The sequence below is a fragment of the Sorangium sp. So ce131 genome (genome assembly GCF_051519095.1).
GTDB lineage: Bacteria > Myxococcota_A > Polyangia > Polyangiales > Polyangiaceae > Sorangium.
The window spans coordinates 6,874,998-6,900,788 of sequence record NZ_CP150455.1 but is presented as its reverse complement, the minus strand read 5'-3'; the positions used below and the strand labels follow the sequence as shown (position 1 = coordinate 6,900,788).

Here is a 25,791-nt window from a genome sequence, read left to right as displayed (position 1 = left end):
GCGGATCCGCCGGGTCGCCCGCGCGCCCGCTGGCCAGCTGCGGACCCCCGTCGGCGCGCGCCCGCGCGCCCGCGCGCCGTCGCCGCGCGTCCGCTTCCGGGTTACCGTCCCGCCGTCGCCGCGCGCCCGTGCGCCCTCGAAGGGCGGCGCGCGCTCACCGGGCGTCGCGGCAGCAGCGGAAGCTGGTCTCGTAGAACCGGAAACCGTCCGCGTGCGCCGGGTTCGTGGAGCCGCACCGCGGCTTCGCGCCGCCGAAGCAGCCCGACCAGTAACAGCCCATGAGGATGTGGGGATACTCGTTGACGTGGTACCGGGTGCGGACCACCCACTCCTCGACGTTGCCCGTCATGTCGTACACCCCGAAGGCGCTCACGCACCCGGGCCGCGAGCCGCTCGGCTCGGCCTGGTACAGCGCCTGGACCTCGGCCATCGCCTCCTCGGAAGGCCAGGTGTTGAGCGCGGCCTCATCGGGCGCTCTCCACGTCTTGCCGTCGTTGCAGCGATCCGCCTCGTGGGTGTTCCCGTACGGATAAACGTACCCCTCGGGCCCCTCGCAGGCCGCGTCCCACTCGTCCTCGGTGCAGAGGCGTTTGCCGCGCTCCTCGCACCAGGCCTGCGCCGACACGGCGCTCTCCATCACGAGCGGCAGCGCGCCTTCCACGTTCGGTGCCTCGTAGCGATCGATGCAATACGCGTCGACGTGCGCCATGTCCGGCGGGCACGGCCCTTCGGGCTCCGTTTCGAGCGGCTGCTCCGCCAGCGTGGTCTCGTCGCCGCCCGCGCCGCCCGCGCCAGCGCCCGCGCCGGCCACGCCCGCGCCGCCCGCGCCGTCGCCGCTGGCCGACGCCACGGAGGTGATCGAGGACGAGGACGTCGCCGCGGATCCTTCTCCGCCGCTGCCGGGAGCGTCGTCATGGCGGCCGCCGACATCGCCGGTGCAAGCAGCGTTGGAGAGGGGGATGAGCGCCAGGAGCGACGTGGTCCGGACGGCGCGAGAGAACGCGAGAGCTCCAGAGCGCATTGCGGGCTCCTCACGCTCAGAGTGCCAGAGCGGCGCTCTCTCGTCGAGGCCGCGCGCAGCGCTCCCCGTGTTTCCCGCCCTGGTTCGCTGCGTCAATTCGTCTGCGTCATCGGTCTTCTCTGTTTCGCGCGTCTCGCCCGTCTCGCGCGTCTCGCCTGTTCCGCGCCGCCGTCAGAGGCGGACCTTGCAGTGGAGGATCGCGCGCGGGGTGACACGCGCCGCCGTCAGCCGGCTCGCGCGCGCGTCGACGCGCACCTGGACCGACACCGACCCCGCGAGCGCCCGCCGCGCGAGGTCGCCCGCGAGCACGCCCACGACGCCGGTCAGGTGCGCCTTCGCGGCGGAGCCGGCGAGCAGCGAGCACGGGACGGATCCCGACAGATCCATCCCGATCGAGGCGTCCGCGCCGGCGCGCTGGATCTCGCCCGCTCCGCCGAGCTTCAGCGCGCCGGCGGCGACCTCCACGCGGCTGAGCGCGACGCGCTGGCGGTCCGCCGGGAGGTGCACATCGGCCTTGAAGGTCGTGGTGTCGCCGAAGAGGAGGCCGTCGAGCTCCTTGGGGTGAGGGAAGGTGAAACCCTTCAGCGTGAGGGCGACCGCGCCGTCGAGCGGCGCCGCCGAGAGCGCCGCCCGGTCCGCGCCGCCCGCGAGCCGCAGATCGACCGTGCCGGCGACGATCACCGGCGAGGCGCCGACGTCGAGCCCGAGGAAGGTGGCGATCGCGGGGAGCGGCGCCGGGGCGAGCTCGAGCTTGGCGCTCGGCGACGGGAGCGGCCGGAGCTCGGCCCGCACCGGCGCGGAGGGGACATCCCCCCCGCCGAAGCCGAGCGAGAGCGAGGCCGCGCCGAGCGACCAGGCGACGTCGGTGCGCGCCACCTCCTCGCCGGCGACCAGCACGCGCGCCTGCCGGAGGACGCCGGTCTCCGGAGGCGGCGCGCCCGGCTGCGGCCCGGCTGCGCGCTGCCCCGCGCCGGCTGCGCCCCGCCGGACGGCGGTGTCGGCCAGCGCGAACACCTCCGGCGCCCCCTCGTGATCCCGGTAGCCGACGCGGACGCGGCTCGCGGCGAGCGGCAGCTCTGCCGCGCGCGCGCCGTGCTGCGCCGCCCACGCCGGCAGGCCCTCCAGCGCGTCGACGCCCGCCGCCGTGATCGCGACGTCCTCCGCCGCGATCCGCGCCGGCGAGAGCCCGCGCAGCTCGATCGTCGCGCGCGCGATCGTGCCCGAGAGCCCGCGCACCCCGAGCAGGGAGAAGCGCGCGCCGCGCAGGCGGATCGCGCCGAGCCCGAGGTCGACGGCGCCGGGATCCAGCGCGACGCCGCGCGCGCGGGCCTCGGCGATGATCTCCCGGCGGATCGCGGGCGGCGCGAGCAAGACGACCGCGGCGACGGCCGCCGCGAGGATCGCGACGACGAGCGCCGCGATCGCGGCGCGCCGGCGGCGGCGGCGCGCGCTGCCGCCGCCGGGGGCTTCGCTGCGCGGCGGTTCCGCGTCGGGGGCAGGGGAGGGGGGAGAGGCGGGCTCCACGGCGTGGAATTCCTGTAGCGTCGTTTGCGCGCCCCCGCGAGCGCCTCGCGCCGCTCAGCGCGCTTGCCGCCGGGGCAGGGGCTGCGCTACGGGTCTGGGGCCACCCGTCCCGCGGAGCCCGACATGAAGATCACCATTATCGCGAGCGGGAGCGGCGGCAACGCCACGCTGTTCGCTTCCCGCGGCACGAGGGTCCTCGTGGACGCGGGCGTCGGGCCCCGGACGCTCTCGCAGTGCGTCGCGGCGGTGGACGCGGGCGGCGCGGGCGGCGCGGCGGGCTGCGCGCTGGACGCGATCGTCATCACACACGCGCACGCCGACCATGTCGGCGCGGCGGCCAGGTACAACAAGAAGCTCAAGATCCCGATCTACGCGTCGGAGGCCACCGCGCGTGCGGCGGCGCTCGGGGATCCAGAGCGCGTGCGGATCTTCTCGTCGCGCGAGCCGTTCGCGATCGGCGCGCTCACCTTCTCCCCGCGGCCGCTGCCGCACGACGCGGCGCAGGTCGCGCTCGTCGTCGACGACGGCGCCCGGCGGGCGGCGCTCGCGACCGACCTCGGCGAGATCCCGCCGGGGCTGCTCGAGCACGTCGCCGGCTGCGACGTGCTGCTGCTCGAGTCGAACCACGACGTGGACATGCTCGAGAGCGGCCCGTACCCGCAGCACCTGAAGCGCAGGATCCGGTCGTCGCGCGGCCACCTGTCGAACCGCGAGGCGTGCGCGCTGCTCGCGGCGCTGCCCGGCGGCACCCACACGGTCGCGCTGATGCACCTCTCCGAGCGCAACAACCGCCCGGATCTCGCGCTGGACGCCGCGCGGGACGCGCTCTTCGGCAAGCGCACGCGCCTCGTCGCGGCGCCGCCGCGCGGGCCGCTCGTCCTCGACGCGGCGCTGCCGCCGCCGCCGCCGCTCGGCGTGCGCCAGCTCGATCTGTTCTCGAGCTTGTAGCGCGGCGGGTACGGCCTCGCGCGCCGCCGCGCCCCGGCGGCGGTCGCGTCTCGGCGGCGGTCGCGTCTCGGCGGCGGTCGCGTCTCGGCGCCGGTCGCGCCTCGGCCCGCGCGGAGGACGCGGGGCCTGCGCGCCGTCAGATCCCCTCGAGCCGGACCTTCTGGCCCGCGACGACGCCGTGGCGCCGCGCCCAGCCGGCGTTCAGCTCGAGGACATACGTCGAGGGACAGCCGACCTGAAAGGTCGAGTCGTTGAGCGTCGGGGTGTTCTCCTCGATACCGACGATCGTGCCGTCGCTGTCGATGAACAGCATGTCGAGCGGGAGGCAGGTGTTGTGCATCCAGAAGCTGTGGTTTGTCCGCTGCTCGAAGACGAAGATCATCCCGCGGTTCTCGGGCATGTTCTTGCGGTACATGAGCCCGCGGGCGCGCTCTTGCTCCTTCCGCGCGATCTCGACCAGCACGTCGGGCGCCTTGGCCTCGGGGAAGATCACCTTGCCGGTCGCGAGCTGGAACGGGCCGGTCGGGTCCTCGGGGCACGCGGGATCCGGACCGGTGCGCGCCGGGGCCGGCCGCGCCGGCGTCGCCGGGGTCGGACGGACGCAGCGGCCGGCGCCCCGAGCGGCGACCGGGGACGACGCGGCGGCGACCGGCGAACGGGGCGCGTCGACGGGGGAGGTCGGCGCGCCCTCCGGCGCGGGGCCGTCGCGCAGGTCGCCGCGGGGCTTGAGCGGCAGCGGCTCGTCGATGTGGCGCTCGCACCCGCCGGAGGTGATCCCGAGCAGCAGCGCGGCCAGGGCGGAGGCGAGCGGGGCGAGCGACGGTGGACGGATCGCGAGGGCGCGGCGCGAGCTCATGCCGCTCCTCCTACCACGGCGCGGCTCGTCCTTGACCGCCGGACCGCGACGCGCGAAATCCTCGCACGATGATCGCCCGAGCCCTCGTCACCCCGTCCCTCTCCACCCTCGCCGCGCTGGCGCTCCTCGCGGGATGTTCGAAGACCCCGGAACCGACGGCCGAGGAGGCGCCCGCGACGAAGGCGGCGCCCGCGTCGAAGCCGTCGGCCGCCGCCCAGCCGGCCGGTGACAAGGTCGAGAAGGAGGCCGCGCGCCCGCAGCCGCAGCGGCGCAAGGTCACGGCGAAGCCGGTGGCCGAGGTCAAGCCGAGCGAGGACGACCCGCTGAAGGGCAAGTGGACGCTCGACGACGCGACCAAGGGCCTCCCGCCCGGCGAGACGCTGACCGCGTCGATCGAGACCGACCTCGGCACCCTGTCCTGCAAGCTGCTCCATGACAAGGCGCCGATCACCGTGGCGAACTTCGTCGGTCTGGCGCGCGGGATCAGGCCCTGGAAGACGCCGGAGGGCGCCTGGGAGAAGAAGCCCGCGTACGACGGAACGATCTTCCACCGGATCATCAAGGGATTCATGATCCAGGGCGGCGACGCCAAGAAGAACGGCACGGGCGAGGCCGGCTACGTGATCCCCGACGAGGTCTGGGAGGACGGCAGCCACGACCGCGCGGGCCTCCTCTGCATGGCGAACCGAGGCAAGAACACGAACTCCGCCCAGTTCTTCATCACGGACGCGCCCGCCTTCCACCTCGACGGCGGCTACACCATCTTCGGCGAGTGCGGGCCCGAGGAGCTCGTCCACAAGCTGGCGAGCGTCGAGGTCAAGGGCGAACGCCCGGCCAACCCGCCCGTCATCAAGAAGGTGACGATCACGCGGAAATGATCGCGCCCGCCGCGGGGACGCCGGCCGGCCCGCCGCACCCCCGCCCGCCGCGCGCGCCCGCGGCGACCCCTTCACGGGAGATCCGGGCGCTCGCCCGGGGCGCGCCTCGAGCGCGCGCCCCGGATCCCGCGCGGGCGCCTCGGACCCAGCGAGCGCTCGAGGCTACGGGCACTCGTAGGGCTCGCCGGGCGTCCGCTTGGTCGCCGCGGCGAAGCTGACGTCGAGCCACTCGCTCGTCTCGTCGTGCCCGACGAGGCCGTTGCCGTCGGTCAAGAGCTCGCCGTACTCGATGTCGTCACAGCGCGCGATGGACTGCCCGCGGACCGGGGCCGAGGCAGCGCGCTGGCTCTGGCGCTCGGTGTCCGGCTCATAACCATCCTTCCCGGTCTTGTCCGCGCGCTCCGAGTTCCCGGCCGGCTCGCCCCAGGTGACGTAATCGACGTCCTTGAGCGCGCTGCCGATCGTGCCATCCCACTCGAAGAGGACCACCATCTCCGTGGTGTCGGTGAGCAGCCCGCCGGACTGCGCGCCGAGCGCGCCGTTCTCGGGCGCGATCATGGCCGGCACGTCAGCGCCCCCGCAGGGGATGGGCGCCTCGTCAAGCGCGAAGTCCGGGCACCGGTCGTACTCGGACTCGAAGTCGTCGTCGGACGCGAGCACGATGTACGCCCCCGGCGCAATCACCGTTCCGGCGGGGAACTGGACGAGGAAGTCCGTGCCTTGGGTGCCGGCGGGCGCCCAGGCGCGGCCCTCGGTGAGGCCATAATAGACGGCGTTGTCAGCAAGGTAGTAATTGCTGAGGTCGACCTCGGTCTCGGTCGGGTTCCAGATCTCGACGAACTCCGACGCTCCGGGCGCGGCGGCGATCTCCGAGATCAGCAGGTGGCCGGCGGGCTCGCCGGTGGCGTCGCTGCCGCCGCCGCCGTCTCCGCCGGCGCCGCCGCCGCCGCCCGCGCCGCCGCCGCCGACATCACCCCCGCCGTCACCGCCGGTGGAGCTCGTCGTCGTGCTGGATGCGCTCGCTCCGCCGCCTCCGTTCCCATCATCACCTCCGCACGCCGTGAACGGGGCGAGCGCGAGGGGGAAAGCAGCGAGGAGTGCGAGCCTGAGCAGAGTGCGTTTGTGCATTGGTGAGAGATACATCAGAGCGCCGGCCAACAGGCAAGTGGGATTGCAGCGCAGGGGCAAGAATCCACTTCTCACGGTGGCGCAGAGACGACGGCGGCGCGCTCCGGCGGACTCCTCGGCGCTGCCACCGCGGCCCGCGCGGAGGCGTCCGCCGGAGCTGCTTCGGCCGTGCCGTCGAGGCGCCCGCCGGAGCCGTCTCGGCGGGCGCGTCTGGAGGCTGCTCGCGCCTCAAATGCGTGGCAGGCACGCGAGGAATCGATAGCATGACGCCATGCGACGGTGCTTCTCGCTCCTCCTCGTACTTCTCGGCGTGCCGCTCCCCTGGCTGGGTCTCGCCGCCGGCTGTGGCCACACGGTCATCGTGGACGATCCGTCCGCCGACGGCGGCGGCGGCGGACAGGCCGGCGCGCCCCCCGACCCGAGCGGCGGAGGCGGCGTCGACGCGGGGACCGAGCCGCTCGACGAGTACGTCGACCCCGGCTGCCCCGACGCGCCGCCGCCGATCACCGATTTCCTGTGCGACCCCTACAATCAATCGAGCGGCCTTTGCGCGCCCGGAGAGGGGTGCTTCATCTTCGTGCAGTATCCGGACGAGCCGTGCGGGCAGGAGATCTACGGCTCCTTCTGCGCGCCGGCCGGGCCCGGCCGGCAGGGCGATCCGTGCAGCGGCGGCGGCGAGTGCGGCGCCGGGTTCGCCTGTGTGGTGACCGGCTCGGGCACGCAGTGCGTCGAGCTCTGCCCGCTCGACGGCGACGACAACTGCGATCCCGGGTTCGTCTGCGAGCCGATCGACGTCGAGGGGATCGGTGGATGTTTGTGACAAGGTCTTTCATGATGCGACCTGTGGTCTCGAAGACGACGCTGGCGCTGCTCCTGCTCGGGGTCTCCTCCGCCGGGGCCGCCCTCGCGGGGGGGTGCGGGGCGCGGACCGGGCTGAACATCCCGCCGCCCGCGCCCGAGTGCGAGGTGGACGCCCACTGCCCCGGCGCCGACGATCTCTGCAACCCGGTGATCTGCCAGCTCTTCACGGAGGGGCAGCCCGACGGCGGCGCCGGGCCTGAGGGGGGCGCGCAGGGCGGCGGGGGCGCCGCGCCGCGCGGCGGCACGTGCGTCGCCCTCCCGCCCGTCGACTGCGACGACGGCGACCCCTGCACCCGCGACACGTGCGAGCGCAAGACCGGCACGTGCAGCTACGGGCCGTCGACGCTCGACAGCGACGGCGACAGCCACCACGCGCCGCTGCCCGGCACGACCCCCGGCGACCCGCTCGCGTGCGGCGACGACTGCGACGACACGAGCGCCGCCGCCTTCCCCGGCGGGATCGAGATCTGCGACGGCGTCGACAACGACTGCGACGGCACCGTCGACAACGGGGCGCGCTTCGTGCCGCTCGACGCCGACGCGACCCGCATCTCGGGCGACATCGCGCCGGCCGGCTCCGGCGGCCTCGCCTGGAGCGGGACGTCCTACGCGGCGATCTACTCCGGGACCACGCAGGGCTTCAGCGTGTACCGCTCGATGATCAGCGCCGAGGGGCAGCCGCTCGCGCCCGGCGAGCAGATCATGACGCCGAGGAACGGCGACGCCTCCGGCGGGCCGGTCGTCTGGGTCGGCGATCGCTACGGCATGGCCTGGCAGGACCGGCGCGACGGCGACTACGAGGTGTACTTCTCGCTGCTGGACGAGGACGGCGAGAAGGTGGAGGGCGGCGACCGGCGCCTCTCGAGCGCGCCCGGCTTCTCGGTCAACGTGGCGCTCACGTGGAACGGCACGGAGTTCATCCCCGTCTGGCAGGACGAGCGCAACGGCCTCTTCGACCTGTACGCCCAGCGCATCGACGTCGACGGCAACCTGATCGGCGAGAACGTCCAGCTCACCGACACGTCGAGCGGCTTCGGCAACGAGGCGCCCGCCGCCGCGGCGGGCAAGAGCGGCATCGGCGTCGCGTGGTCCACGGGCGACGCGATCACGCACTTCATCATGTTCCAGACGTTCACCGCCGAGCTCGAGCCGCTCTCGCCGCCCGTCACGTTGACCACCGGCGACACCGACGCGGTCTACCCGACCGTGGTCTGGAACAACGACCGTTACGTCGTCGCGTGGTTCGACAAGTCGGCGAGCCCCAAGGCCATCTACGCGGCCGCGATCTCGGAGGACGGCCAGGTCCTCGTGCGGCCCACCCCCATCTCGGACCCTGGCCCCTTCCGCTCCCGGTACCCGTTCCTCCGCCCGCTCGGCGACCGGCTGCTCGCGATCTACTCGGACGATCGCGACCAGAACGACGGCTACGAGCTCTACGCGGTCACGGTGAGCAGCGAGCTCCTCCCCCTCAGCGCCGAGCAACGGCTCACGTTCGCCGGCCGCGACAGCATCTACCCGGTCGCCGCGTTCGGCCCCGAGGGCGACGTCGGCATCCTCTTCCGCGACGATCGCGAGGGCGGCGCGCACCACGTCTTCTTCACCCGGCTCGGCTGCATCGCGGGCGGGCCATGACCGTGTCCCCGCGCGGGCGCTCGTCGCGCGAGCGCTCGCGTGCCGGGTCGCCCGTCGCGCGGGCGCTCGTCGCGGGAGCGTTCAAGCGACGGGCGCTCGTCGCGCCGGCGCGCGGCCCAGCACGCGGCACCGGCGCGACGGCTCAGCCCTTCGTCGGCTGGCGGCGCAGGCGGAACGGGCCGGCGCGGTGGACCTTGCCGGGGAGCGGGCGGCCGATGACCTGCTCGGCGACGTTGCCCGCCTCGATGAGCTTGTCGAGATCGATGCCGGTGTGCACGCCCATCCCGTGCAGCATGAACACGAGGTCCTCGGTGGCCATGTTGCCGGCCGCGCCCGGCGCGTAGGGGCAGCCGCCCACGCCCGCCACCGACGCGTCGAAGTCGCGCACCCCGAGCTCCAGGCCGATCAGGATGTTGGCGAGCGCGGTGCCCCGCGTGTCGTGCAGGTGGAGCGCGAACCGCTCGGGCGGCATCGCGTCGAGGAAGCGGCGGACGATGTCGTGCGTCTGCTTCGGGGTGCCGATGCCGATCGTGTCCCCGAGCGAGACCTGGTAGCACCCGAGCTCGATGAGCCGCTCCGCGATGCGCACGACCCGCGCCGGATCGACGTCGCCCTCGTACGGACAGCCCCACACGGTCGAGACGTAGGCGCGCACGGCGACGCCCGCCTCGCGCGCCGGCGGCACGATCTCCGAGAACACCGAGAGCGTGTCGTCGATCGACTTGTTGACGTTGGCCCGGTTGTGCGCCTCGCTCGCGCTCAGGAAGACGGCGATCTCGCGCAGGCCCACCGCGAGCGCCCGCTCGAGGCCGCGCGCGTTCGGGCAGAGCGCGCTTAGGGTCACGTCGTCCCGCGCCGGGAGCGTCCGCGCGAGCTCCTCGGCGTCGGCCAGCTGGGGGACCCACTTCGGCGAGACGAAGCTCGTGATCTCGATCCGGCGGAGGCCGGCGTCGACGAGCGCCGCGATGAGCCGCCGCTTGCCCTCCAGCGGGATCATCGCCGACTCGTTCTGGAGCCCGTCGCGGGGGCTCACCTCGTAGATCGAGACGGCGTCCGGGACGCGCGCGAAGAGGGGCGCGGCGGCGGCGGCGCGACCTTCGCGGGAGAGCTCGGCGGTGCCCTCGGTCATCTCCTGACCTTCAGCGTCTGCGCGAGGCCATGTCAACCGCTCACCATCCGGAGCTGCCGGTTCGGCGCGGCCGGCGTGAACGCGATCGGGTAGCTCCCCGAGAAGCACGCGTGGCAGTAGCTGTCCGCCGACGGCCGCGGGCTGCCGGCGTCTCCGCCCCGCACCTCGAGGGAGCGCACGCTCTCGACCATCCCCTCCAGCGAGAGGTAGCCGACGCTGTCGGCCGTCAGGTAGCTCCGGATCTCGTCCACCGAGTGCGACGAGGCGATGAGCTCCGAGCGCGTCGGCGTGTCGACGCCGTAGTAGCAAGGCCAGCGCGTGGGCGGGCTCGAGATGCGGACGTGCACCTCGCGGGCGCCGGCGTCGCGGATCATCTTGACGATCTTCCGGCTCGTCGTCCCGCGGACGATCGAGTCGTCGACCACGACGACCCGCTTGCCCTCGATCACCGCCCGGTTCGGGTTCAGCTTGAGCCGGACGCCGAAGTGCCGGATCGACTGCTGCGGCTCGATGAACGTGCGGCCCACGTAGTGGCTGCGGATGAGCCCCATCTCGAAGGGGGCGCGCGCGCGGTCGGCGAAGCCGATCGCCGCCGGCAGGCCCGAGTCGGGCACCGGGATCACGACGAGATCGTCGCCGGGATCCACCGGCTGCTCGGCGGCGAGCCGCCGGCCGAACGCCTTGCGGACCTCGTAGACGCTCACGCCCTGGATCATCGAGTCGGGGCGGGCGAAGTACACGTGCTCGAAGATGCAGAGCTTGCGCGGCTCGGGCGCGAAGGGGAACTCGGAGCGGACCCCGTCCGCGCTGATGATCAGCATCTCGCCGGGCGCCACGTCGCGCACGAAGCGCGCCCCGATGAGATCGAACGCGGTCGACTCGCTCGCGACCACGTGGGCGACGCCGTTGCCGCTCTGTATCTCGCCGAGGCAGAGCGGCCGGATGGCGCGCGGGTCGCGCACCGCGATGATCTCGCGCTCGGTCAGGAAGAGCAGCGAGTAGGCGCCCTCCACCTGCTCCAGCGCCTCCGCGATCCGGTCGCGCAGCGTCTCCCTCTTGCTCATCGCGATGAGGTGGACGATCGACTCGGTGTCGCTCGCGGTCTGGTAGATCGAGCCGCGCGCCTCGAGCCGCTCGCGCAGGGCCTCGTGGTTCGTGAGGTTGCCGTTGTGCGCGACCGCGAGCGAGCCGCGCGCGTAGTCGACGCCGAGCGGCTGCGCGTTCTTCAGGTGCGAGCCGCCCGCGGTCGAGTAGCGGACGTGGCCGATCGCGCGATCGCCGGGCAGCGTCGCGAGATCGGCCGGGGCGAAGCCGGCCTGCACCCGCCCCATGGTGCGGTGGCCGAAGAGGCGCTCCCCGTCGCTGCTGACGATTCCGGCAGACTCCTGCCCTCGATGCTGGAGCGCATGCAACCCGAGGTACGTCATGTTGGCCGCCTCGGGGTGGCCAAAGATTCCGAACACACCGCACATGCCGCCTATCTAGTACGAAATCGGGGCATGACCCACCGCCATAGTGATCCGTCGACAGGATAGAGCGGGCGGGCGCTGGCGCAGCGCGGAGCGTGGACCCGGGGCGAGGTCGGCGCGCGGGGCAGACCTCGGGCCTTGTGCGCAGGGTTGTGACGAGGCTAACGAATTTCAGGCGATCGCGGCGCGGCGCTCCGGCCGTCGTCCGCTGCGGAGGAGGCGCGCCTCGGGAGGCGGGCGGCGCCGGTTACTCCGGGATGTTCCAGAGTTTCTCGATGATCTTGGTTTCCATGGCGTCGCCGTGGCACGTGCCGCACTCCATGTCCTCCTTGTTCGCCCGCGAGAGCTTGCCCTGGTACTCCTCCTCCATGAACGCCTGCAGGGCCTTCTTGTCCTTGCGGTTCAGGACGTGCTCGTTCCCCCCGTGACAGCTGTCGCAGAACAACGTGCCGCCGCTCTCGCTGCGGAGCGGCACCACGAAGTGACGCCACATCTCGCGGGCGACCTTCATGTCGCGCGTCTCCTTCTTGAAGTCGCCTTCGGCGTGGCAGCCCTGGCACGTGTCGAGGCCGAGCGACTTCTGGAGCAGCGGCATCACCTTCTTCTTCTGGGCCGACGAGAGCTTCTCGAGCTCGGGGATCTTCTTGAGGTTGATCCCGATCTTCTTCAGCTCCGCCTCGAACTTGGTCGCCTGGATCGGCGTCGACTTGGCGGGCGACTCGTCCTTCTCTGCCTCGTCCGCCTCGGGGGCCTTGTCCGCGGTCTTCGCCGGCTTCTCAGGCTTCGCGCCCTCCGACTCCGCGGTCGCCGCACCGTCGCCGGGGGGCGACTCGCCGTCGAACTCCTTGTCGGCCGCCGTCTCGGGCGGCGGCGTGGCGGAGCCACATGCTCCTGCGAAGGCGCCCATCCAGAGCGCGAGGGCGAGCGCTGCGTGCTTCATCCTGGCTGCCATACTCCTCCAAAGGATCGTCGATGCTCGAGCAGATCGCCGCGCCCCGTGCAGCAGGCCGCGCGCGTAGTCGACGGAGGCGCGCTCCCACGGTCGCCGGGCGATCAGGCCCGCACTTTACTCGAATTTGCCCGAGACCGAGAGGAACGTGAGCTTGTTGTTCGTCTCTCGGAGCCGCTGCACGAGCATCCGGACGACGTTCCAGAGGACCTCGTACGCGAGCTCCTTGTGCAGGAACAGCAGATCCTCGAACGCGTCCTTCGACACGGTGAGCAGCCGGCAGCGCTCGTGCACGCGCGCGTCGGCGGAGCGCGGCGCCTCGTCGAGCAGCGCCATCTCGCCGAACACCGCGCCGGGGCCGAGCACCGCGAGCGCCTCCTCGCCCATGCCGGGGATCTCGCGGCTGATCCGGACCTTGCCCTCGATCAGGATGTACAGCTTGTCGCCGGGGTCGCCGTGCTGAAAAATTTTGGTGCCCAGCGCGTGGGTCTCTTCGCTCGCCACGCGCGAGATCAGATCGAGCGCGGCCGGGGTGAGACCCCTGAACAGGGGGACCTTCGAGAGCTGCTCGATCCGTTCGGGGACGATCACAAGCTCCGCGGAGGATAGCCGAGGGGCCGGCCGCGGAGCGAATTTAAAGGGAGCGCGACCGAGAACCTACCGCGTGAACCGCACCGTGATGGGCGGCGTCGTGCCGCTGATGGCGGCGCCCGCGCGATCCTTCTGGGGGGTGTAACGTCGCCCGAGCGCGCACATGCGCGCGGCGCGGCCGAAACCGTGGCCGGGATCACTGACGATCTTGACCGAGAGCGGGCTGCCGTCGGGGCGCACGGTCACCATGAGGACGACGTTCGCCTGATCGATCTGCTCGACGTCGGCCTCCGGAGGGAAGGCGCAGTTCCAGGAGCTCCCGCCGACGAGGCCGGCCGGCGCCGAGCGGTCCGGCCCTGCGGGGGCCGGGGGGGGCGCCGGATCCCCCGTGCCCTTGCCCCCCTGGGTGCCGCCGACCTTGGCGTTCGGGTTGTACGTCGGCGCCGTCGCGGTGCCCGCGGCGGCCACCCGGCCGTAGCCGACGCCCTGCCCGTCGCCGCTCACGATCCCCTGGTCCAGCATGTCGAGCGGCTCGTCGGGATCCGGCTCCTGCGTGAGGACCTTCGCCGCCGCGGCGGCGGCGGGCGGCGGCTCGTACGGATCGTCCTTGGGCGGCGGCGGGGTGTTCGCCGCGGGCGGCGGCGCCGCGAGCTTGGGGGCGGGCTGGGGCTCCGGCTCCGGCTCCGGCTCGGGCTCCTTGGGCGGCGGCTCGGCCTTCGGCGGCGTGAGGTCGACCTCGTACATCGCCCAGAGGTGGTCGTGGATGCCGCGGCGCATCTCCTCGGCCATCTCGCGCATGTCGTGCAGCGCCGCCGAGGCGAGGGCCTTGGCCGAGGCCGCGCCGTGGCTGGTGAGCGCCAGCGCGATCCCGATCGCGGCGCCGACGCGCGCGGCGCGATCGCCGAGCGTGAGCACGGACGCGAGCGGATCCGCGGCGCGTCGCCGCCCGCCGCCGTGGCCCTCGGTCGGGCCGGCGAGCGCGGTCTCGGGCTCGGGCGCTCCCCCAGGGTCAGCGCCGCCGCGCTTCCCGCGCGGTCGGCCGTTGGAAAGCGCCCCCGAGGCGCGGTCGCTCGTGGCCTGGCTCATAAGCTCTCGGTCGGCTCCTCAGGGCGCGGGGCTCGGTGTTGCCGGCGCAGGGGCCGCCGGGGGAGGGGCCGCCGCGGGCGGAGCGGCGGGGGCGCCCGGCGCGGCGGGGGTGCCCGGCGCGCCCGGGGCCGCGCCGGACTCGGGCGCGATCGGGGTCACGCCGAACGCGATCTTGGACACGCCCGCCTGCTTGAGCAGATCGAGCGCGCGGATCACCCGCCCGTGCGGGACCGTCGTGTCGGCGCGGATCACCGCCCGGAGATCCGGGTTCTTCGCCTGGGCCTCGCGCGCGATCGGCAGGATGGCGTCCTCGCTCGCGAGCCGCTTGCCGTCGGCGAGCGTGTCGCCGTTCGCGTGCAGCTCGAGCCCGAAGACGAGCTGCACCTCCTGCCCCTGCGCCGCCTTCGGCAGGTCGAGGGGGAGCGACTGCGAGACGATGATCTTCGCGGTCACCATGAAGATGATGAGGAGCACCAGGGTGATGTCGACGAGCGGCGTGACGTTGATGCCCGTGATCACGTCGTCATCGTCGTTGCGGCTCGACGCGGCCATCAGGTCTCCTCCCGGTCCGCGCCGCTCTTCTTGCCCTCGTCCTGCCGGGCCGCCCTCGCGGCCTTGCCGCGCGGCTCGGCGGCGACGGGCGCGGCCCCGGCGAACGCAGGATCGCTCTTGAGGTGCGCGAGCAGGACCCGCGTCAGCGCCTCGGTGTTGGCCAGCGTCGACTTGATCATGCGCTGGAAGAAGTTGTTCGCCGCGACCGCCGGGATGGCGACCGCGAGGCCGACCGCGGTGGCGACGAGCGCCTCGGCGATGCTCGACATGACCGCCTGCGGCGCCATGGCCTGCGACGCGGCCTGCGCGGCCGGCGTCTTCGCCGCCTGGCCGAGCGCGTCGAAGGCGCCGACGACGCCGATGACCGTGCCGAAGAGGCCGATGAACGGCGCGTTGTTGCCGAGCGTGCCCAGGTACGCGAGGCGCCGCTCCAGCTTCATGCGCTGGAGCGCCGCGGCCCCGGCCATCGCCTCCTCGGCCGCGTCCGGACCCTGGTGCGCCACCGCGAGGCCCGCCGAGACGACCGCTGCCTCGGCCGACGGCGAGGCGTCCATGCGCCGCCGCGCCGCCTCGATCGAGTCGTCGAGGGACGTCCGGAGGTCGCGCGCGAGCACGGCGAGGTCGTCGCGGAGCGACCAGAAGAACCAGGCGCGCTCCAGGATGATGGCGACCGAGATGACGCTGAGGCCGATCATCAGCCACATGACCCACGCGGCCCCGAACCCGACCATGATGCGCTGCAGCCACTCGACGAGGTTCATCTTCTTCCTTGGTGCCTTTTCCGATGGATGTGTTGGGTGAGCGCCGCGCTGCGAGGACGATTACGGTTCGGCGCCGGGCTGCCCTTCCTCGACCGCGTCCTCCTCCGGCTCCGGGGCGGGGGCGCTCGCCGCCCCCTCCCTGCTGGCGGAGGGCTGGGGGGCGGAGGCGTCGACGAGCCGGAAGGCTCGCCCGAGGACGGTCGTGGCGTAGCCGCCCTTCGGTAGCACAAACGAGACGACAATTCCGTGCCCAGCGGCGGTCTGGCCGGCGCGCGCGGCGCCCGTGTCCTCCTCGGCGGCGGACACCGCGAGGTCGTCGACCTCCAGCCGGAGCGGGCGCCGCGTGCCTTCCCCGGCGTGGGCGAACGCGTCGAGCTTGCGGGGGTCGCCGATCGCCGCCGTGAGGATCTCGCGCTCCAGCGCGCCCGGGGCGCCCTCGGGCCAGCGCATCTTCCGGCCGAACATCGGGCCCGTCGCCGAGATCGCGCCCGCCCTGGCGCGCGCCGCCGCGTCGTCGAGCTCCGGGCCCTCGAGCGGCACGAGGAACAGCCCGCCGCTGTCGCGCTTCTTGGCGAGGTCGCCGGGGAGCACGGCGCTCCAGGTGCCGTCCGCCTCGCGCCGCGCGAGCACCTCGTTGAACCAGCGCGACTGCAGCGCCGAGAAGATCAGCCGCTGCTCGCGCTTGTCGCGCGGCCCGCGCTCCCGGCCCGCGATCCACGCGAGCGCGCGCTCCGGGTTGTCGCCGCCCCTGCCGAACCGCTGCGGGCCGAACGCGTTCGGCACGCCGGCGCGGCCGATCTCGGCGAGGCGGCGCTCGGCGAGCGGCAGGGCCGCGGGGTCGATGCCCCGGAGCGCGATGCGGAACCGGTTGCCGATGAGGTGCCCCGGCTTGAGCTTGTGGTCGTGGCGGGCGACCGCGAGGATCTCGATCCCGGGCAGCTCGGCCTTCGCGAGCAGCGGCTCCGGATCCCGCGCGAGCGGGAGCTGGAACGACGCGGTCTGCGTCGTCACCGCGTGCCGGTCCTTCATCCCGGCGAAGCCGGCGGCGCCCGGGTCGGCCCCGAGCGCGAGCGCGATCGCCCGCACCGCGTCGGGCGTGGTGCGCCCCGTCTTGCGGAACGTCACGAACACGTGCTCCCCGCGGCCGCTCGGCGCGTAGGCGGGGATCTCTTCGACGACGAAGTCCGCGGGCGAGGTCCTGAGGACGGCCGCGGGGAGGTCGCCGGACGTACCCGCGGCCGCGGGGTCCGCGACGGGCGGGGCGGTGGTTCCCATGGGAGCGCCAGCGTGACCCAAATCGCCTCGACGTCCAGCGGCGACGCGCGCCGCCGGACCGCGGGCGCCGCGTTTGGCCGTCGCGGCGGGGATCGGTTATGGGACAATCCGGCCTCGGGCCCCGGCCCTCTTCGAGATGCGACCGCCTCTCCCGCTTCACCGCCGCGCGCTCCGGCGCTCTCCTCTGCTCGCCGCGGGGGTCGCGGCGCTCGGCCTCGCGATCCTCGGGCTGCCGAGCCCCCGGCCGGCGGTCGCGGCGCGCAAGGGGTGCCCCGCGGGCATGGTCTCGATCCGCGGCGTGTTCTGCATCGATCGCTTCGAGGCGAGCACGGTCGAGCTGCTCCCCGGCGACGGCAAGCGCCGGCACTCTCCGTTCGAGCCGGTGGGCAAGCTGAAGGTGAAGGCGGTGAGCCGGCGCGGCGTGAAGCCGCAGGCGTACATCAGCCGGGATCAGGCCGAGGCGGCCTGCCGTGAGGCCGGCAAGCGGCTCTGCTCCGACGACGAGTGGGTCACCGCCTGCAAGGGCAAGCGCCCGACGGTGTTCCCGTACGGGAACGAGCGGGAGCGCGGGCTCTGCAACGACACCGGCGTCTCGTCGTTCAACCGCTACTTCGGCCAGGGCGGCGAGGCGCCGCGGTCGGCGTACACGTGGGCCAACATGAACGACGCCCGCCTGAACCAGCTGGAGGGCACGCTGGCGCCCGCGGGCGCGTTCCGCCGCTGCAAGAGCAGCTTCGGCGTCCACGACATGGTCGGCAACCTGCACGAGTGGACGAGCGCGCCCCGCGGCACGTTCCGCGGCGGCTACTACCTCGACAGCGCCCGGCACGGCGACGGCTGCGACTACAAGACGACCGCGCACTCGACCGGATACCACGACTACTCGACCGGCTTCCGCTGCTGCAAGTGACGCCGGGCGCGCGGCGCGGGCGCGCGGCGCGGGCGCAGCGGGCGCGCGGCGGGCGCGCGATCAGAGCTCGTGCGGCATCAGGTCGCGCGGGCTCCGGAAGTACTGCAGCGGCGAGTAGGCGAGCAGGTTGGAGACGCGCGACGTGTAGATGCAGGCGTACTCCTCGACCTGATCGCCGAAGCTCGAGGTCTCGTTCGCCTCCTTGAGCAGCGAGCCCCAGTACGGGTGGAAGCGCCGGGCGATCTCGCGCTCCAGCTTGGCGACCTCGGCGTCGACGGCCCGCAGCTGGCCGCGGATGCGCTCGACCGCGCGCTTCGTGCGGCCCCGCTCCGCCTCGTAGAACGACGTCGCGTAGTCGATCTGGACCGGCTCGCCGGCCGCGTCCGCGAGCAGCGGCCGGCCGCCCCCGTTGTGCGCGCCGTTCTTCTTCTGCTGCTCCTCCTCGATCTTGCGCGTGAGGTCCTTGTAGCGCTGCTGGTAGAAGCGGAGCTGATCCTCGAGCTCCTCGCGGCGCCCCTCGAGCATCGCGCTCTCCATGTGCTCGCGGCGGCACGACTCGTGGGCCATGACCTCGGCCTCCATCTCCTGGATGATCATCGCCGTGCGCCACGCGCTCTCCTTCTTGGAGCGGAGGATGTCGCCGTAGATGTGATCGCCCACGTAGAGGACGCGGTCGCCGGAGATGTTCAGGAACTTCTCGAAGTCGACGAGGTTGCCGCCCTCGTAGACGGCGCCGCGCTCGAGCGGCGGCGCGGCGGGGCGGACCTCGGCGCCGTCGCGGATGAGGAGCGGGCGGCGCTCCTGGAAGAACGCGGGCTTCTGCGCGGCGACCACCACCACGTCGAAGTAGTGCCGGAAGCTCGGGTACTCGGGCATCGCGTCGCCGAGCAGGTACGTCATCATCTTCTCGGTGAACGGCCAGCGCGAGTTCGTGAGCAGGAAGAGCTTCTTGCCCGCCGACCGGAACTTGTGGAGCGTCTGCGCCAGGTTCGGGTCGCGCTCGACGAAGCGCGGCAGGTCGGAGAGGACGACGTCGAGGATCGTGCCGTCCCGGTGCGCCTCGTCGATGCACTCGCGGATGTCGGTGAACAGCCGCGCGTAGTCGAGCGGCACACCGCGCTCCTCGAGGGCGTCCACGATGCCCGCGTAGAGCGTGGCCTCGCTCAGCGCGTAGAGCGTGTCGATCCAGTGGTAGCGGGCGGTGTTCGGCCGGATCTTGCGGTGCTGGTAGAGCGACCTGAGCTCCTCCCGCGTGAGCTCCCGGAAGCCGTGGTAGCCGCGCTGGACCACCTTGAACCGGTCCATCTTGAGGACGTGGCCGAAGCGCTTGTCGATCAGCAGGCCGCGGATGGGAAAGTGGATCGGGTAGTGGATGCGCCGGAGGAGCTCCTCGGGGTAGCCGCGCGCCGCGAGCTTCGAGATGGTCCCCTGGATCGAGAGGTTGTCCATCTCGACCTGCTTGTAGATCGCCAGGGTGTAGTCCATGTCGAAGCCGACCCAGTCGATCCCCGCGAGCTTCAGGTTGCGGTTGACGAAGACGCGCCGGGTCCGCGGGATACGTGTGGGCTCCGTCTGCGGGGAGAGCCCTCCGAGGGGGAGCTCAAGCTGCTCGAACAACACGGTGGGTCGACTATGGTATCCCACCGGGCGGGGCGCACAAAGGGCGCCCCCTCGCCGGCCGCGCGGCGTCGCGGAGGCGCCACGCGGCCGCGCGGCCACGCGGCCTCGCTGCGCCGACAAACTGCGCTATGGTGCGCCGCCCCTCCCGTCTCGAGCGGCCGCGGAGGCGACCTGCCCTCCGTCGATGACGGGCACCTCGTTCGATGCGCTTCGCAGCACCCCAGCCGAGCCCCCGCACCCCTCCCGTACAGCGCCCCACGTCCTGGTGGCTCAGCATGCTGCGCCGCCGCGCCGAGCGGATGTACGACGAGGACCTCGACCTCTCCGAGCCGATCGCGTGGGGGAGCGAGGAGGAGCGCCAGGCGGCGATCGCCTTCTTCAACGCCGCGTTCCGCGCCGAGGAGTCCGGCCTCATGCAGGCCCACGCGCTCGCCGACGAGGTCGGCCGCTGGGATCCGGAGCTCGGCGAGTGCCTGCGGCTCTACGGCGACGAGGAGGGGTGGCACCGCCGGCTGCTCACGAAGTTCCTCGCGCACATCGGCGGCGAGGTCCGGCCCATGGGCCGCGTCACCGGCGCCTTCTATCGCCTGTACGGCCGCGCGAAGAGGGTCGAGACCATCGTGCTCACGAACCTCATGTTCGAGACGATCGGCTCGACGACGTACCGCCTCGCGCTGCGGGAGGCCCGCCACCCGGCGGTGCGGCAGATGCTCACGATCCTCACGCGCGACGAGTCCTTCCACGTCCCGCTGAACGTCCACTTCCTGCGCGAGGCGCTCAGGCGCAGCCCGCCCTCGATGCGCCCCAGGCTGCGCGCCATCTACACCGCGCTCTTCGCGGCGCTGCTCGCCTCCGCGGCCGCGAGCCGCCGGCGCGCGCTCGCCTTCGACAGGATCCCGTTCCGCACGCTCGCGGGCGCCTACGCCGAGCACCTCGGGCGGCTCTTCGTGCACGAGAGCGACCTCGACTTCGCCCCGCCGGAGCTGCTCCTGCGCCTCTTCGGGCACAGCCGGCGAGCGCTCGCCTCGTCCGAGGACCCCTCCGCCGTGAGCGTGCTGTCCGCGGAGGCGGCCGTCGATCGCGAGCGCGTCGTCGTGACGGCGCTCGGCGGCGATCGGGCGCGGTCATTCCAGCCGCCACGGTAATGTTTCCCGGGAACGTTGTCCGCAGTACACTCCATGGTCCGGCGTCGTGGGCTCGCGCAGGGCGGGCGCCAGGGTCCGTGTCGGAGCGTCGATGGCAGGCAAGGAGCAGCGCCGGAGCGGCCCGGAGAGCGGCCGGGGACCGAGGAGCGAACCCGCGGAGCGAGCGACCCAGCCCGAGGAGCTGACGCCGCGGCGGCGGGCGCTCGTCGAGGTGGAGGGAGACGCGGGCGCGCTCGCGCAGATGCGGGGCGAGATCCGGACGCTCCTCAGCGGGATCATCGGCGTGAGCGGCCTCCTGCTCGACTCCGAGCTCGATCAGGATCAACGCGCCTGGGCGCGGCGGATCCGGAGCAGCGGCGACACCGTGCTCTCGATGATCGACGACCTCATCGACCTCGGCCAGCCGGGCGGCCGCGGCCTGGGCGTCGAGCGCGCCGACTTCGATCTGCGCCGGGCGATCGAGGACGCGGCCGAGCTCTGCGCCGAGCGCGCGCACGACGACAGGACCGAGCTCGTCCTCGACATCGGCCCCGACGTGCCGGGCGCGGTGCGCGGAGACGCCGCGCGGCTGCGGCAGATCCTGCTGAACGCCGCGACGGCCGCGATCCGCGCGGCGCCGCGGGGCGAGGTGCTGATCCGCGCCGCGCTCGACGCGGGCGAGGACGACGGCGCGCCGGGCGGCGTCGAGGCCGCGCCCGAGGGCACGAGCGCGCGGGTGCGCTTCGACGTGCGCTGCGCGGGCGCAGCGGACCCCGGCGACGGCGGCGCGCCGACGGACGCCGGGGGCGCGCCGGGCGGCGGGGAGGGGCCGTCGCCCGAGCTCGAGCTCCGCGCGCAGCCGGGCGTCGCCATCGCGAGCCGCCTCTGCGCCGCCATGGGCGGCGAGCTCCGCGTCGCCGCGGCGCGCGCCGAGCGCCGCCACGAGATCTCGTTCGTGCTGCCGCTCGAGCGGCGCGGGCGCGCCGCGGACCGCGCGCTCATCCCGCGCATCGACCTGGCCGGCAAGCGGGTGCTGGTGGTCGACGACAGCCGCTCGGTGCGCCGCGTGGTGCGGAAGCTGGTCGAGGAGCTCGGGCTCGCGTGCAGCGCCGCGGCGAGCGGCGCCGCGGCGCTGGCCGCGCTGCGCGAGGCGGCGGGCGCCGGCGAGGCCTACGGCCTCGTGCTGATCGACATCGAGCTCGCCGACCTCGACGGCCTCGCTCTGCTCCAGCGGATCAAGGCGGACGCCGCGATCGCGCCCGTCCGCAGCGCGCTCATGACCTACCCCGGCCGGGACGCGCCGAGCCGCGCCGAGGCCGACGCGGTGCTCGTCAAGCCGATCCGCCGCGCGCACCTGCACTCGACCCTGCGGCTGCTCGTCGGGCTCTCCCCCGAGCACGTCTCCGCCGGGGCGCGCGCGCACCCCCCGAGGTCGCGCCGGGGGACGCCGGCGCCCGAGACGCAGCGCACGTCGCGGTCGAGGGTCCTCGTGGTCGAGGGCAACGCCGTCCACCAGAAGGTCGCGGCGTTCATGATCGAGAAGCGCGGCTACCGGGTCGACGCCGTGGGCAGCGGCCGCGCGGCCGTCGAGGCCGTGCGGCGCGGCGCCTACGCCGCCGTGCTGCTGAGCTGCCAGAAGATGCCGGCCGAGGACGTCGCCGCGTGGGCCGCGGAGATCCGCCGCGCCGAGCGGCCGGACCGGCGGACACCGCTGCTCGCGATGACCACGGACGCCGGCAGCGGCGCGCGCGAACGGTGCCTCGCGGCGGGGATGGACGACTGGCTGGCGAAGCCGCTGCGGCAGGACGAGGTGGACCGCGTGCTCAGGACCTGGTGCGCGGCGTCGCGCTCCGGCCTGTACGAGGCCGCGCACCACGACGCCGGCCCGCCGAGCGTGGAGCTCGCCCCGCCCACCCTGACGACGCCCTCGCCCGCGCCGCCGAGCCCGGCGTCGCGCGCGCCCGCCGCGGCGCCGCCCACGCGGCGAGGCGCGCTGCGCGCGGTCGAGCCCGATGTGGTCCACGAGGTGACCGCGCTCTTCCTCACCGAGGCGCCGGCCCGGGTGGCCGCGATGCGCGAGGCCGCGGCGCGCGGCGCGCTCGGGGAGCTCGAGCAGCTCGCCTGGGCGCTCTACGAGAGCGCCGACAAGCTCGCCGCGCTCAGCCTGAAGGAGCTCTGCGCGCGGCTCGACCGGGCGGCGCGCGCCGGGACGCCGGAGAGCGCGGGGGAGGCGGTGCAGGCCATCGCGCGCGAGGTCGAGCGGGTGCAGGCCTCGCTCGCGGCCGAGCCCGGCAAGCGCGGCCCGCTCAGGTGAGGCCGACGAGCCGCGAGCTCATGTCCCAGAGCCGCGTGGCCGCCTCCGCGTCGGTCGCCATCCCCTTGAGGGGCCGCGCCCTGGTCCGCTCGAAGAAGGCGGGGCTCTCGGCGGGCGGCGCGCCGGCCAGGATCGCGAGCAGGTTCGCGGCGGCCTGCGCCGGGGTCGCGCCCACCACGTCGATCAGCGCCTTGAGGACGCGCGACGTGCCCTCGAACAGCCCGGACCGCACGAGCCCCGGGTAGTAACAGAGCACCTTGGCCCCGGTGCTCGCGAGCGCCTCCGAGAGGCGGCGCGCCGCGAGCACGAGCGCGAGCTTCGAGCGCGCGGAGGCGGCGAGGAACGAATACGAGCGCTCCGACATGAGGTCGTCGAAGTCGAGCTTGATGCTGTCCACCGGCGCGACCAGGTTGACCACGCGCGCGCCGCGCGCGGCCTTGAGCCGGCCGAGCAGCAGGTTGGACAGCAGGAAATGGGACAGGTAGTTCACCTGGAACGTCATCTCCAGGCCGTCGGCCGACTCGGCGCGCTCGCGCAGGGAGATCCCCGCGTTGTTCACGAGCAGGTGGACGGCCTCGCAGGTGTCGGCCACCTGCCTGGCCGCCGCGCGCACCGACGCGAGCCGGCCGAGGTCGCACGCGATCAGGCGGACCTCGCCCTGCCCCTTCAGCGCGGCGAGCCTCCGCGCGCCGTCCGAGCCGGGGTTGCGGCAGAGCACGTTCACGCGGGCGCCCTGCCGCGCCAGCGCGGACGCCGTCGCGAGCCCGATCCCCGATGTGCCGCCGGTGATCACGGCGACTTTCCCCCTCATGCGCTGCGCACACTCCATCTGCCCGTCTCCTCGTCTCGCCGTCCTGGTCCTTCTCATCGCTCGCGGCGCGGGTTGGCCACAGCGCCCCGGGAGCCCCTCGGCGACAGCGCATGCGACGGGCACACGCCCAGATGACGTGATGCCGCCCTCGACCCCACCCTGGAGAGTCGTCATTCCCCCGCCCGCGACAGAGGTACGACCCTGCGCGCAGCCCGTCAAGCAGGCTTTGCGCATCGCAGCACGAGCGGCTGCGTCGGGGAAATTTGAAGATCGGGCGGTCTCAGGCGCGACGTGTGTCCACGCCGGAGCGGTAGGGTGATGGGCGCGTCGAGGGGCCTTTGGCGCGACGCGTCAGGCGGCGGGGGTCTCCTCGAAGACGCGCAGGCCGTATTTCTCAAGGCACCAGAGGACGCCGATGATCAAGCTCCGCTTGTCGTCCACGAAGGACGGCTTTTTTCCCTCGAACCAGTGACCTGCGAACTGGAAGCCCCAGCCGGTCGTGAACATCGCGGCCGCGAGCGGGAGCCCGATGAGGGTCGCGCCCACGGGGAAGCTCGCCACGATGAGGGGGATGCCGATCTGGTGACAGACCTGGTTGCGTCGGTCCTGGTGGTCGTCCTTGTACCTGCGGAGCACCTGTGTCCATTCGGCGTTGAGGCGGATCATGCCGCCATGTTACCACGCCCGCCCCGCCGGCGCCGTTCCCGTTATTGCGAGAACCCTTCCAGCATGTAGTGCGCCTCGATCCGCTTGAGCGCGAGCACCATCGCGGCGAGCCGCATCGGCAGGCGCTTGCCGAGGACGAGCCCGGTCGAGTCGTGCTCTTCCGTGCGGCGGGGCCGGTCCTCCGCGATATCGCAGATCAGGCGGTAGTTGCTCTTGATGGCGCGCTCGAGCCGCGCGTTCACCTCGCCCTCGGTCCAGTGCTCCATGCGCTTGTTCTGGATCCACTCGTAGTAGGAGACGGTCACGCCGCCCGCATTGCCGATGATGTCGGGGATGACGCTGATGCCACGCTCCGCGAGCACCTTGTCCGCCTCGGTCGTCGTGGGCCGGTTGGCGCCCTCGGCGACGAGCTTCGCCTTGAGCCGCTCGGCCACCTCGCCGGTGATCGCGTCGCCGAGCGCGGCCGGGACGCAGATGTCCGCGTCGACGCTCCAGAAGTCGTCCCGCGCGATCGCCTGCGCCCCGCCGAAGCCGGCGACCGACCGCCGGAGGTTCTCCGGGTTGTCGTTGACGTACGCCATCAGCGCGCCGACATCGACGCCGTTCGGGTCGTAGACCGCGCCGTCGGCGTCCTGCACGGCGACGCACCGCGCGCCCATCTTACACAGGATCTCGGCCGCGGCGGAGCCGACGTTGCCGAACCCCTGGACGATGAACCGCACCCCCGCGAGGGAGAGGCCGCGCTGCGCGTACCACTCCTCGATGCAGTAGGCGAGCCCCTGCCCGGTCGCCTTGACGCGCCCCTCGGAGCCGCCGATGCGCACGTCCTTGCCCGTCACGACGCCGCGGTGGTTGTGCCGCTCGCGCTCGCCGTCGCTGTACTGGCGCAGGAGCCAGGCCATCACCTCGGCGTTCGTGCCCACGTCGGGCGCCGGGATATCCACGTTGGGCCCGATGAGCTGCTTCAGCCGGTACATGTACCGGAGCGAGATCGCCTCGAGCTCCTCCTTGCTGTGCTCGCGCGGATCCATGCGAATACCCCCCTTGGCGCCGCCGAACGGGACGTGGGCGATCGCGGTCTTCCACGTCATCTCGGCGGCGAGCGCGTTGAACAGGTCGAGCGACACGGCCTTGTGGAAGCGCAGCCCGCCCTTGTACGGCCCCCGCGCCTGGTTGTGCTGGACGCGGTACGCCTTGAAGCGGGCGAACCCGCCGGGCTGGATCCGGTAGAGCCCCTGATCGCCGAGGCGGATCACGCCGTCCTGCACCTGGATCGAGCCGCTCCGGAGCGCCTCGGGGCGGAGGATGAGCTTGCCGTTGAAGAGCGGGGTGATGGCCGCGCGGTTCGGGATCACCGACGCAGGCAGCCGCTCGTACGCCGCGGCCGCCTCCCCGCGGAAGGGGACCAGGCGGTCCTGGAGCTGCGTCGTGATGTAGAAGATGTGCTCGTAGTCGGGCTGCTCGAGCTCCAGCCGGATGCGGGGAGCCAGGCCGATGAGGTCCGCGGCGGTGTGGAATACCGCCATGGACTCGCCGAAGATGTTGGTCTCCGGCTCACGCTCGAGGAGGGGGGCGTCTTGCATACGCCGTATGCTGCCTCGACCTCGCCGCGTGGGTCCATCCTTTCGCGCCGGCTCGCTCCGCTCGCTGCATGACGCTCCGCCGCAGCGAGGTGGCGCGCTCCGA

At 73.3% G+C, this 25,791-nt stretch carries 23 protein-coding genes; 7 read left to right on the top strand and 16 right to left on the bottom strand.

Annotated elements, in window-relative coordinates; genetic code table 11:
* Nucleotides 1-154: 154 nt before the first annotated feature.
* Nucleotides 155-1,021 carry a formylglycine-generating enzyme family protein gene (locus WMF43_RS25205; RefSeq protein WP_437683807.1) on the bottom strand — a complete coding sequence of 289 codons (867 nt, stop codon included), beginning with the start codon at nucleotides 1,019-1,021 and terminating at the stop codon, nucleotides 155-157.
* A 171-nt stretch (nucleotides 1,022-1,192) separates the two neighbouring features.
* The gene (locus WMF43_RS25200) at nucleotides 1,193-2,545 is read right to left on the bottom strand and encodes a hypothetical protein (protein ID WP_437683805.1); all 1,353 of its coding nucleotides are present in this window, start codon (nucleotides 2,543-2,545) and stop codon (nucleotides 1,193-1,195) included.
* Nucleotides 2,546-2,668: 123 nt separating this feature from the next.
* On the opposite strand from WMF43_RS25200, the gene WMF43_RS25195 reads away from it, so the two are divergent.
* The gene (locus WMF43_RS25195) at nucleotides 2,669-3,493 is read left to right on the top strand and encodes an MBL fold metallo-hydrolase (RefSeq protein ID WP_437683804.1); all 825 of its coding nucleotides are present in this window, start codon (nucleotides 2,669-2,671) and stop codon (nucleotides 3,491-3,493) included.
* Nucleotides 3,494-3,629: 136 nt separating this feature from the next.
* Here the strand turns inward: WMF43_RS25195 and WMF43_RS25190 are convergent, their stop codons facing one another.
* Nucleotides 3,630-4,349 carry a DUF192 domain-containing protein gene (locus WMF43_RS25190; protein ID WP_437683802.1) on the bottom strand — a complete coding sequence of 240 codons (720 nt, stop codon included), beginning with the start codon at nucleotides 4,347-4,349 and terminating at the stop codon, nucleotides 3,630-3,632.
* A gap of 68 nt (nucleotides 4,350-4,417) precedes the next feature.
* Between WMF43_RS25190 and WMF43_RS25185 the strand changes: the two genes are divergently transcribed.
* Nucleotides 4,418-5,227, top strand: coding sequence for a peptidylprolyl isomerase (locus tag WMF43_RS25185; protein WP_437683801.1), 810 nt, complete (start codon nucleotides 4,418-4,420; stop codon nucleotides 5,225-5,227).
* Nucleotides 5,228-5,389: 162 nt separating this feature from the next.
* On the opposite strand, the gene WMF43_RS25180 is transcribed toward WMF43_RS25185, so the two are convergent.
* Nucleotides 5,390-6,355: a lamin tail domain-containing protein gene (locus WMF43_RS25180; RefSeq protein ID WP_437683799.1), complete on the bottom strand. Its 966-nt coding sequence runs from the start codon at nucleotides 6,353-6,355 to the stop codon at nucleotides 5,390-5,392.
* Nucleotides 6,356-6,626: 271 nt separating this feature from the next.
* On the opposite strand from WMF43_RS25180, the gene WMF43_RS25175 reads away from it, so the two are divergent.
* Entirely contained in the window at nucleotides 6,627-7,175 is a 549-nt protein-coding gene (locus WMF43_RS25175) for a hypothetical protein (protein WP_437683798.1), read from the top strand.
* 11 nt (nucleotides 7,176-7,186) lie between these two features.
* Nucleotides 7,187-8,848, top strand: a complete 1,662-nt coding sequence (locus WMF43_RS25170; RefSeq protein ID WP_437683796.1) for a MopE-related protein — start codon at nucleotides 7,187-7,189, stop codon at nucleotides 8,846-8,848.
* A 142-nt stretch (nucleotides 8,849-8,990) separates the two neighbouring features.
* On the opposite strand, the gene WMF43_RS25165 is transcribed toward WMF43_RS25170, so the two are convergent.
* The 8 genes from WMF43_RS25165 to truD form a co-directional block, all read right to left on the bottom strand.
* A complete protein-coding gene (locus WMF43_RS25165) occupies nucleotides 8,991-9,977 on the bottom strand; it encodes a hydroxymethylglutaryl-CoA lyase (protein ID WP_437683795.1) in 987 nt (328 codons plus the stop codon).
* Between the two features lie 32 nt (nucleotides 9,978-10,009).
* A complete protein-coding gene (gene purF, locus WMF43_RS25160) occupies nucleotides 10,010-11,449 on the bottom strand; it encodes an amidophosphoribosyltransferase (RefSeq protein ID WP_437683793.1) in 1,440 nt (479 codons plus the stop codon).
* A gap of 244 nt (nucleotides 11,450-11,693) precedes the next feature.
* The gene (locus WMF43_RS25155; protein WP_437683791.1) at nucleotides 11,694-12,386 is read right to left on the bottom strand and encodes a hypothetical protein; all 693 of its coding nucleotides are present in this window, start codon (nucleotides 12,384-12,386) and stop codon (nucleotides 11,694-11,696) included.
* 126 nt (nucleotides 12,387-12,512) lie between these two features.
* Nucleotides 12,513-12,986 (bottom strand): cyclic nucleotide-binding domain-containing protein, encoded by a 474-nt coding sequence (locus WMF43_RS25150; protein ID WP_437683789.1) that lies wholly within the window; start codon nucleotides 12,984-12,986, stop codon nucleotides 12,513-12,515.
* A 66-nt stretch (nucleotides 12,987-13,052) separates the two neighbouring features.
* On the bottom strand, nucleotides 13,053-14,072 hold the full coding sequence (locus tag WMF43_RS25145) for an energy transducer TonB (protein ID WP_437683788.1): 1,020 nt from the start codon (nucleotides 14,070-14,072) through the stop codon (nucleotides 13,053-13,055).
* A gap of 18 nt (nucleotides 14,073-14,090) precedes the next feature.
* Complete coding sequence (locus WMF43_RS25140; RefSeq protein ID WP_437683786.1) at nucleotides 14,091-14,624, bottom strand: ExbD/TolR family protein; 534 nt, start codon at nucleotides 14,622-14,624, stop codon at nucleotides 14,091-14,093.
* On the bottom strand, nucleotides 14,624-15,385 hold the full coding sequence (locus WMF43_RS25135; protein WP_437683784.1) for a MotA/TolQ/ExbB proton channel family protein: 762 nt from the start codon (nucleotides 15,383-15,385) through the stop codon (nucleotides 14,624-14,626). The genes WMF43_RS25140 and WMF43_RS25135 overlap by 1 nt, the downstream gene beginning before the upstream one ends.
* A 60-nt stretch (nucleotides 15,386-15,445) precedes the next feature.
* On the bottom strand, nucleotides 15,446-16,660 hold the full coding sequence (gene truD, locus WMF43_RS25130; protein ID WP_437683783.1) for a tRNA pseudouridine(13) synthase TruD: 1,215 nt from the start codon (nucleotides 16,658-16,660) through the stop codon (nucleotides 15,446-15,448).
* 136 nt (nucleotides 16,661-16,796) lie between these two features.
* On the opposite strand from truD, the gene WMF43_RS25125 reads away from it, so the two are divergent.
* Nucleotides 16,797-17,570 carry a formylglycine-generating enzyme family protein gene (locus WMF43_RS25125; protein WP_437683782.1) on the top strand — a complete coding sequence of 258 codons (774 nt, stop codon included), beginning with the start codon at nucleotides 16,797-16,799 and terminating at the stop codon, nucleotides 17,568-17,570.
* Between the two features lie 60 nt (nucleotides 17,571-17,630).
* On the opposite strand, the gene WMF43_RS25120 is transcribed toward WMF43_RS25125, so the two are convergent.
* Complete coding sequence (locus WMF43_RS25120; RefSeq protein WP_437683780.1) at nucleotides 17,631-19,190, bottom strand: HAD-IG family 5'-nucleotidase; 1,560 nt, start codon at nucleotides 19,188-19,190, stop codon at nucleotides 17,631-17,633.
* Between the two features lie 275 nt (nucleotides 19,191-19,465).
* Here WMF43_RS25120 and WMF43_RS25115 point away from each other — a divergent pair, with 275 nt between their 5' ends.
* Both WMF43_RS25115 and WMF43_RS25110 read left to right on the top strand, forming a co-directional pair.
* Nucleotides 19,466-20,335, top strand: coding sequence for a ferritin-like domain-containing protein (locus WMF43_RS25115; RefSeq protein ID WP_437683778.1), 870 nt, complete (start codon nucleotides 19,466-19,468; stop codon nucleotides 20,333-20,335).
* 91 nt (nucleotides 20,336-20,426) lie between these two features.
* Nucleotides 20,427-22,628, top strand: a complete 2,202-nt coding sequence (locus WMF43_RS25110) for a response regulator (RefSeq protein WP_437683776.1) — start codon at nucleotides 20,427-20,429, stop codon at nucleotides 22,626-22,628.
* Here WMF43_RS25110 and WMF43_RS25105 read toward each other — a convergent pair.
* The 3 genes from WMF43_RS25105 to WMF43_RS25095 form a co-directional block, all read right to left on the bottom strand.
* Entirely contained in the window at nucleotides 22,621-23,439 is an 819-nt protein-coding gene (locus WMF43_RS25105; protein WP_437683775.1) for an SDR family NAD(P)-dependent oxidoreductase, read from the bottom strand. The two genes, WMF43_RS25110 and WMF43_RS25105, sit on opposite strands and share 8 nt — an antisense overlap.
* A 351-nt stretch (nucleotides 23,440-23,790) precedes the next feature.
* Nucleotides 23,791-24,105: an Mpo1-like protein gene (locus tag WMF43_RS25100; RefSeq protein WP_437683774.1), complete on the bottom strand. Its 315-nt coding sequence runs from the start codon at nucleotides 24,103-24,105 to the stop codon at nucleotides 23,791-23,793.
* A gap of 41 nt (nucleotides 24,106-24,146) precedes the next feature.
* On the bottom strand, nucleotides 24,147-25,688 hold the full coding sequence (locus WMF43_RS25095) for a Glu/Leu/Phe/Val family dehydrogenase (RefSeq protein WP_437683772.1): 1,542 nt from the start codon (nucleotides 25,686-25,688) through the stop codon (nucleotides 24,147-24,149).
* Between the last annotated feature and the right edge of the window lie 103 nt (nucleotides 25,689-25,791).

Excerpts from the sequence above, each read along its gene's own strand:
- WMF43_RS25205 (WP_437683807.1), bottom strand. The coding sequence starts at position 1,021 with ATGCGCTCTGGAGCTCTCGCGTTCTCTCGCGCCGTCCGGACCACGTCG.
- WMF43_RS25195 (WP_437683804.1), top strand. The coding sequence starts at position 2,669 with ATGAAGATCACCATTATCGCGAGCGGGAGCGGCGGCAACGCCACGCTG.
- WMF43_RS25190 (WP_437683802.1), bottom strand. The coding sequence starts at position 4,349 with ATGAGCTCGCGCCGCGCCCTCGCGATCCGTCCACCGTCGCTCGCCCCG.
- WMF43_RS25185 (WP_437683801.1), top strand. The coding sequence starts at position 4,418 with ATGATCGCCCGAGCCCTCGTCACCCCGTCCCTCTCCACCCTCGCCGCG.
- WMF43_RS25180 (WP_437683799.1), bottom strand. The coding sequence starts at position 6,355 with ATGCACAAACGCACTCTGCTCAGGCTCGCACTCCTCGCTGCTTTCCCC.
- WMF43_RS25175 (WP_437683798.1), top strand. The coding sequence starts at position 6,627 with ATGCGACGGTGCTTCTCGCTCCTCCTCGTACTTCTCGGCGTGCCGCTC.
- WMF43_RS25170 (WP_437683796.1), top strand. The coding sequence starts at position 7,187 with ATGATGCGACCTGTGGTCTCGAAGACGACGCTGGCGCTGCTCCTGCTC.
- WMF43_RS25165 (WP_437683795.1), bottom strand. The coding sequence starts at position 9,977 with ATGACCGAGGGCACCGCCGAGCTCTCCCGCGAAGGTCGCGCCGCCGCC.
- purF (WP_437683793.1), bottom strand. The coding sequence starts at position 11,449 with ATGTGCGGTGTGTTCGGAATCTTTGGCCACCCCGAGGCGGCCAACATG.
- WMF43_RS25155 (WP_437683791.1), bottom strand. The coding sequence starts at position 12,386 with ATGAAGCACGCAGCGCTCGCCCTCGCGCTCTGGATGGGCGCCTTCGCA.
- WMF43_RS25145 (WP_437683788.1), bottom strand. The coding sequence starts at position 14,072 with ATGAGCCAGGCCACGAGCGACCGCGCCTCGGGGGCGCTTTCCAACGGC.
- WMF43_RS25140 (WP_437683786.1), bottom strand. The coding sequence starts at position 14,624 with ATGGCCGCGTCGAGCCGCAACGACGATGACGACGTGATCACGGGCATC.
- WMF43_RS25135 (WP_437683784.1), bottom strand. The coding sequence starts at position 15,385 with ATGAACCTCGTCGAGTGGCTGCAGCGCATCATGGTCGGGTTCGGGGCC.
- truD (WP_437683783.1), bottom strand. The coding sequence starts at position 16,660 with ATGGGAACCACCGCCCCGCCCGTCGCGGACCCCGCGGCCGCGGGTACG.
- WMF43_RS25125 (WP_437683782.1), top strand. The coding sequence starts at position 16,797 with ATGCGACCGCCTCTCCCGCTTCACCGCCGCGCGCTCCGGCGCTCTCCT.
- WMF43_RS25115 (WP_437683778.1), top strand. The coding sequence starts at position 19,466 with ATGCTGCGCCGCCGCGCCGAGCGGATGTACGACGAGGACCTCGACCTC.
- WMF43_RS25110 (WP_437683776.1), top strand. The coding sequence starts at position 20,427 with ATGGCAGGCAAGGAGCAGCGCCGGAGCGGCCCGGAGAGCGGCCGGGGA.
- WMF43_RS25105 (WP_437683775.1), bottom strand. The coding sequence starts at position 23,439 with ATGAGGGGGAAAGTCGCCGTGATCACCGGCGGCACATCGGGGATCGGG.
- WMF43_RS25100 (WP_437683774.1), bottom strand. The coding sequence starts at position 24,105 with ATGATCCGCCTCAACGCCGAATGGACACAGGTGCTCCGCAGGTACAAG.
- WMF43_RS25095 (WP_437683772.1), bottom strand. The coding sequence starts at position 25,688 with ATGCAAGACGCCCCCCTCCTCGAGCGTGAGCCGGAGACCAACATCTTC.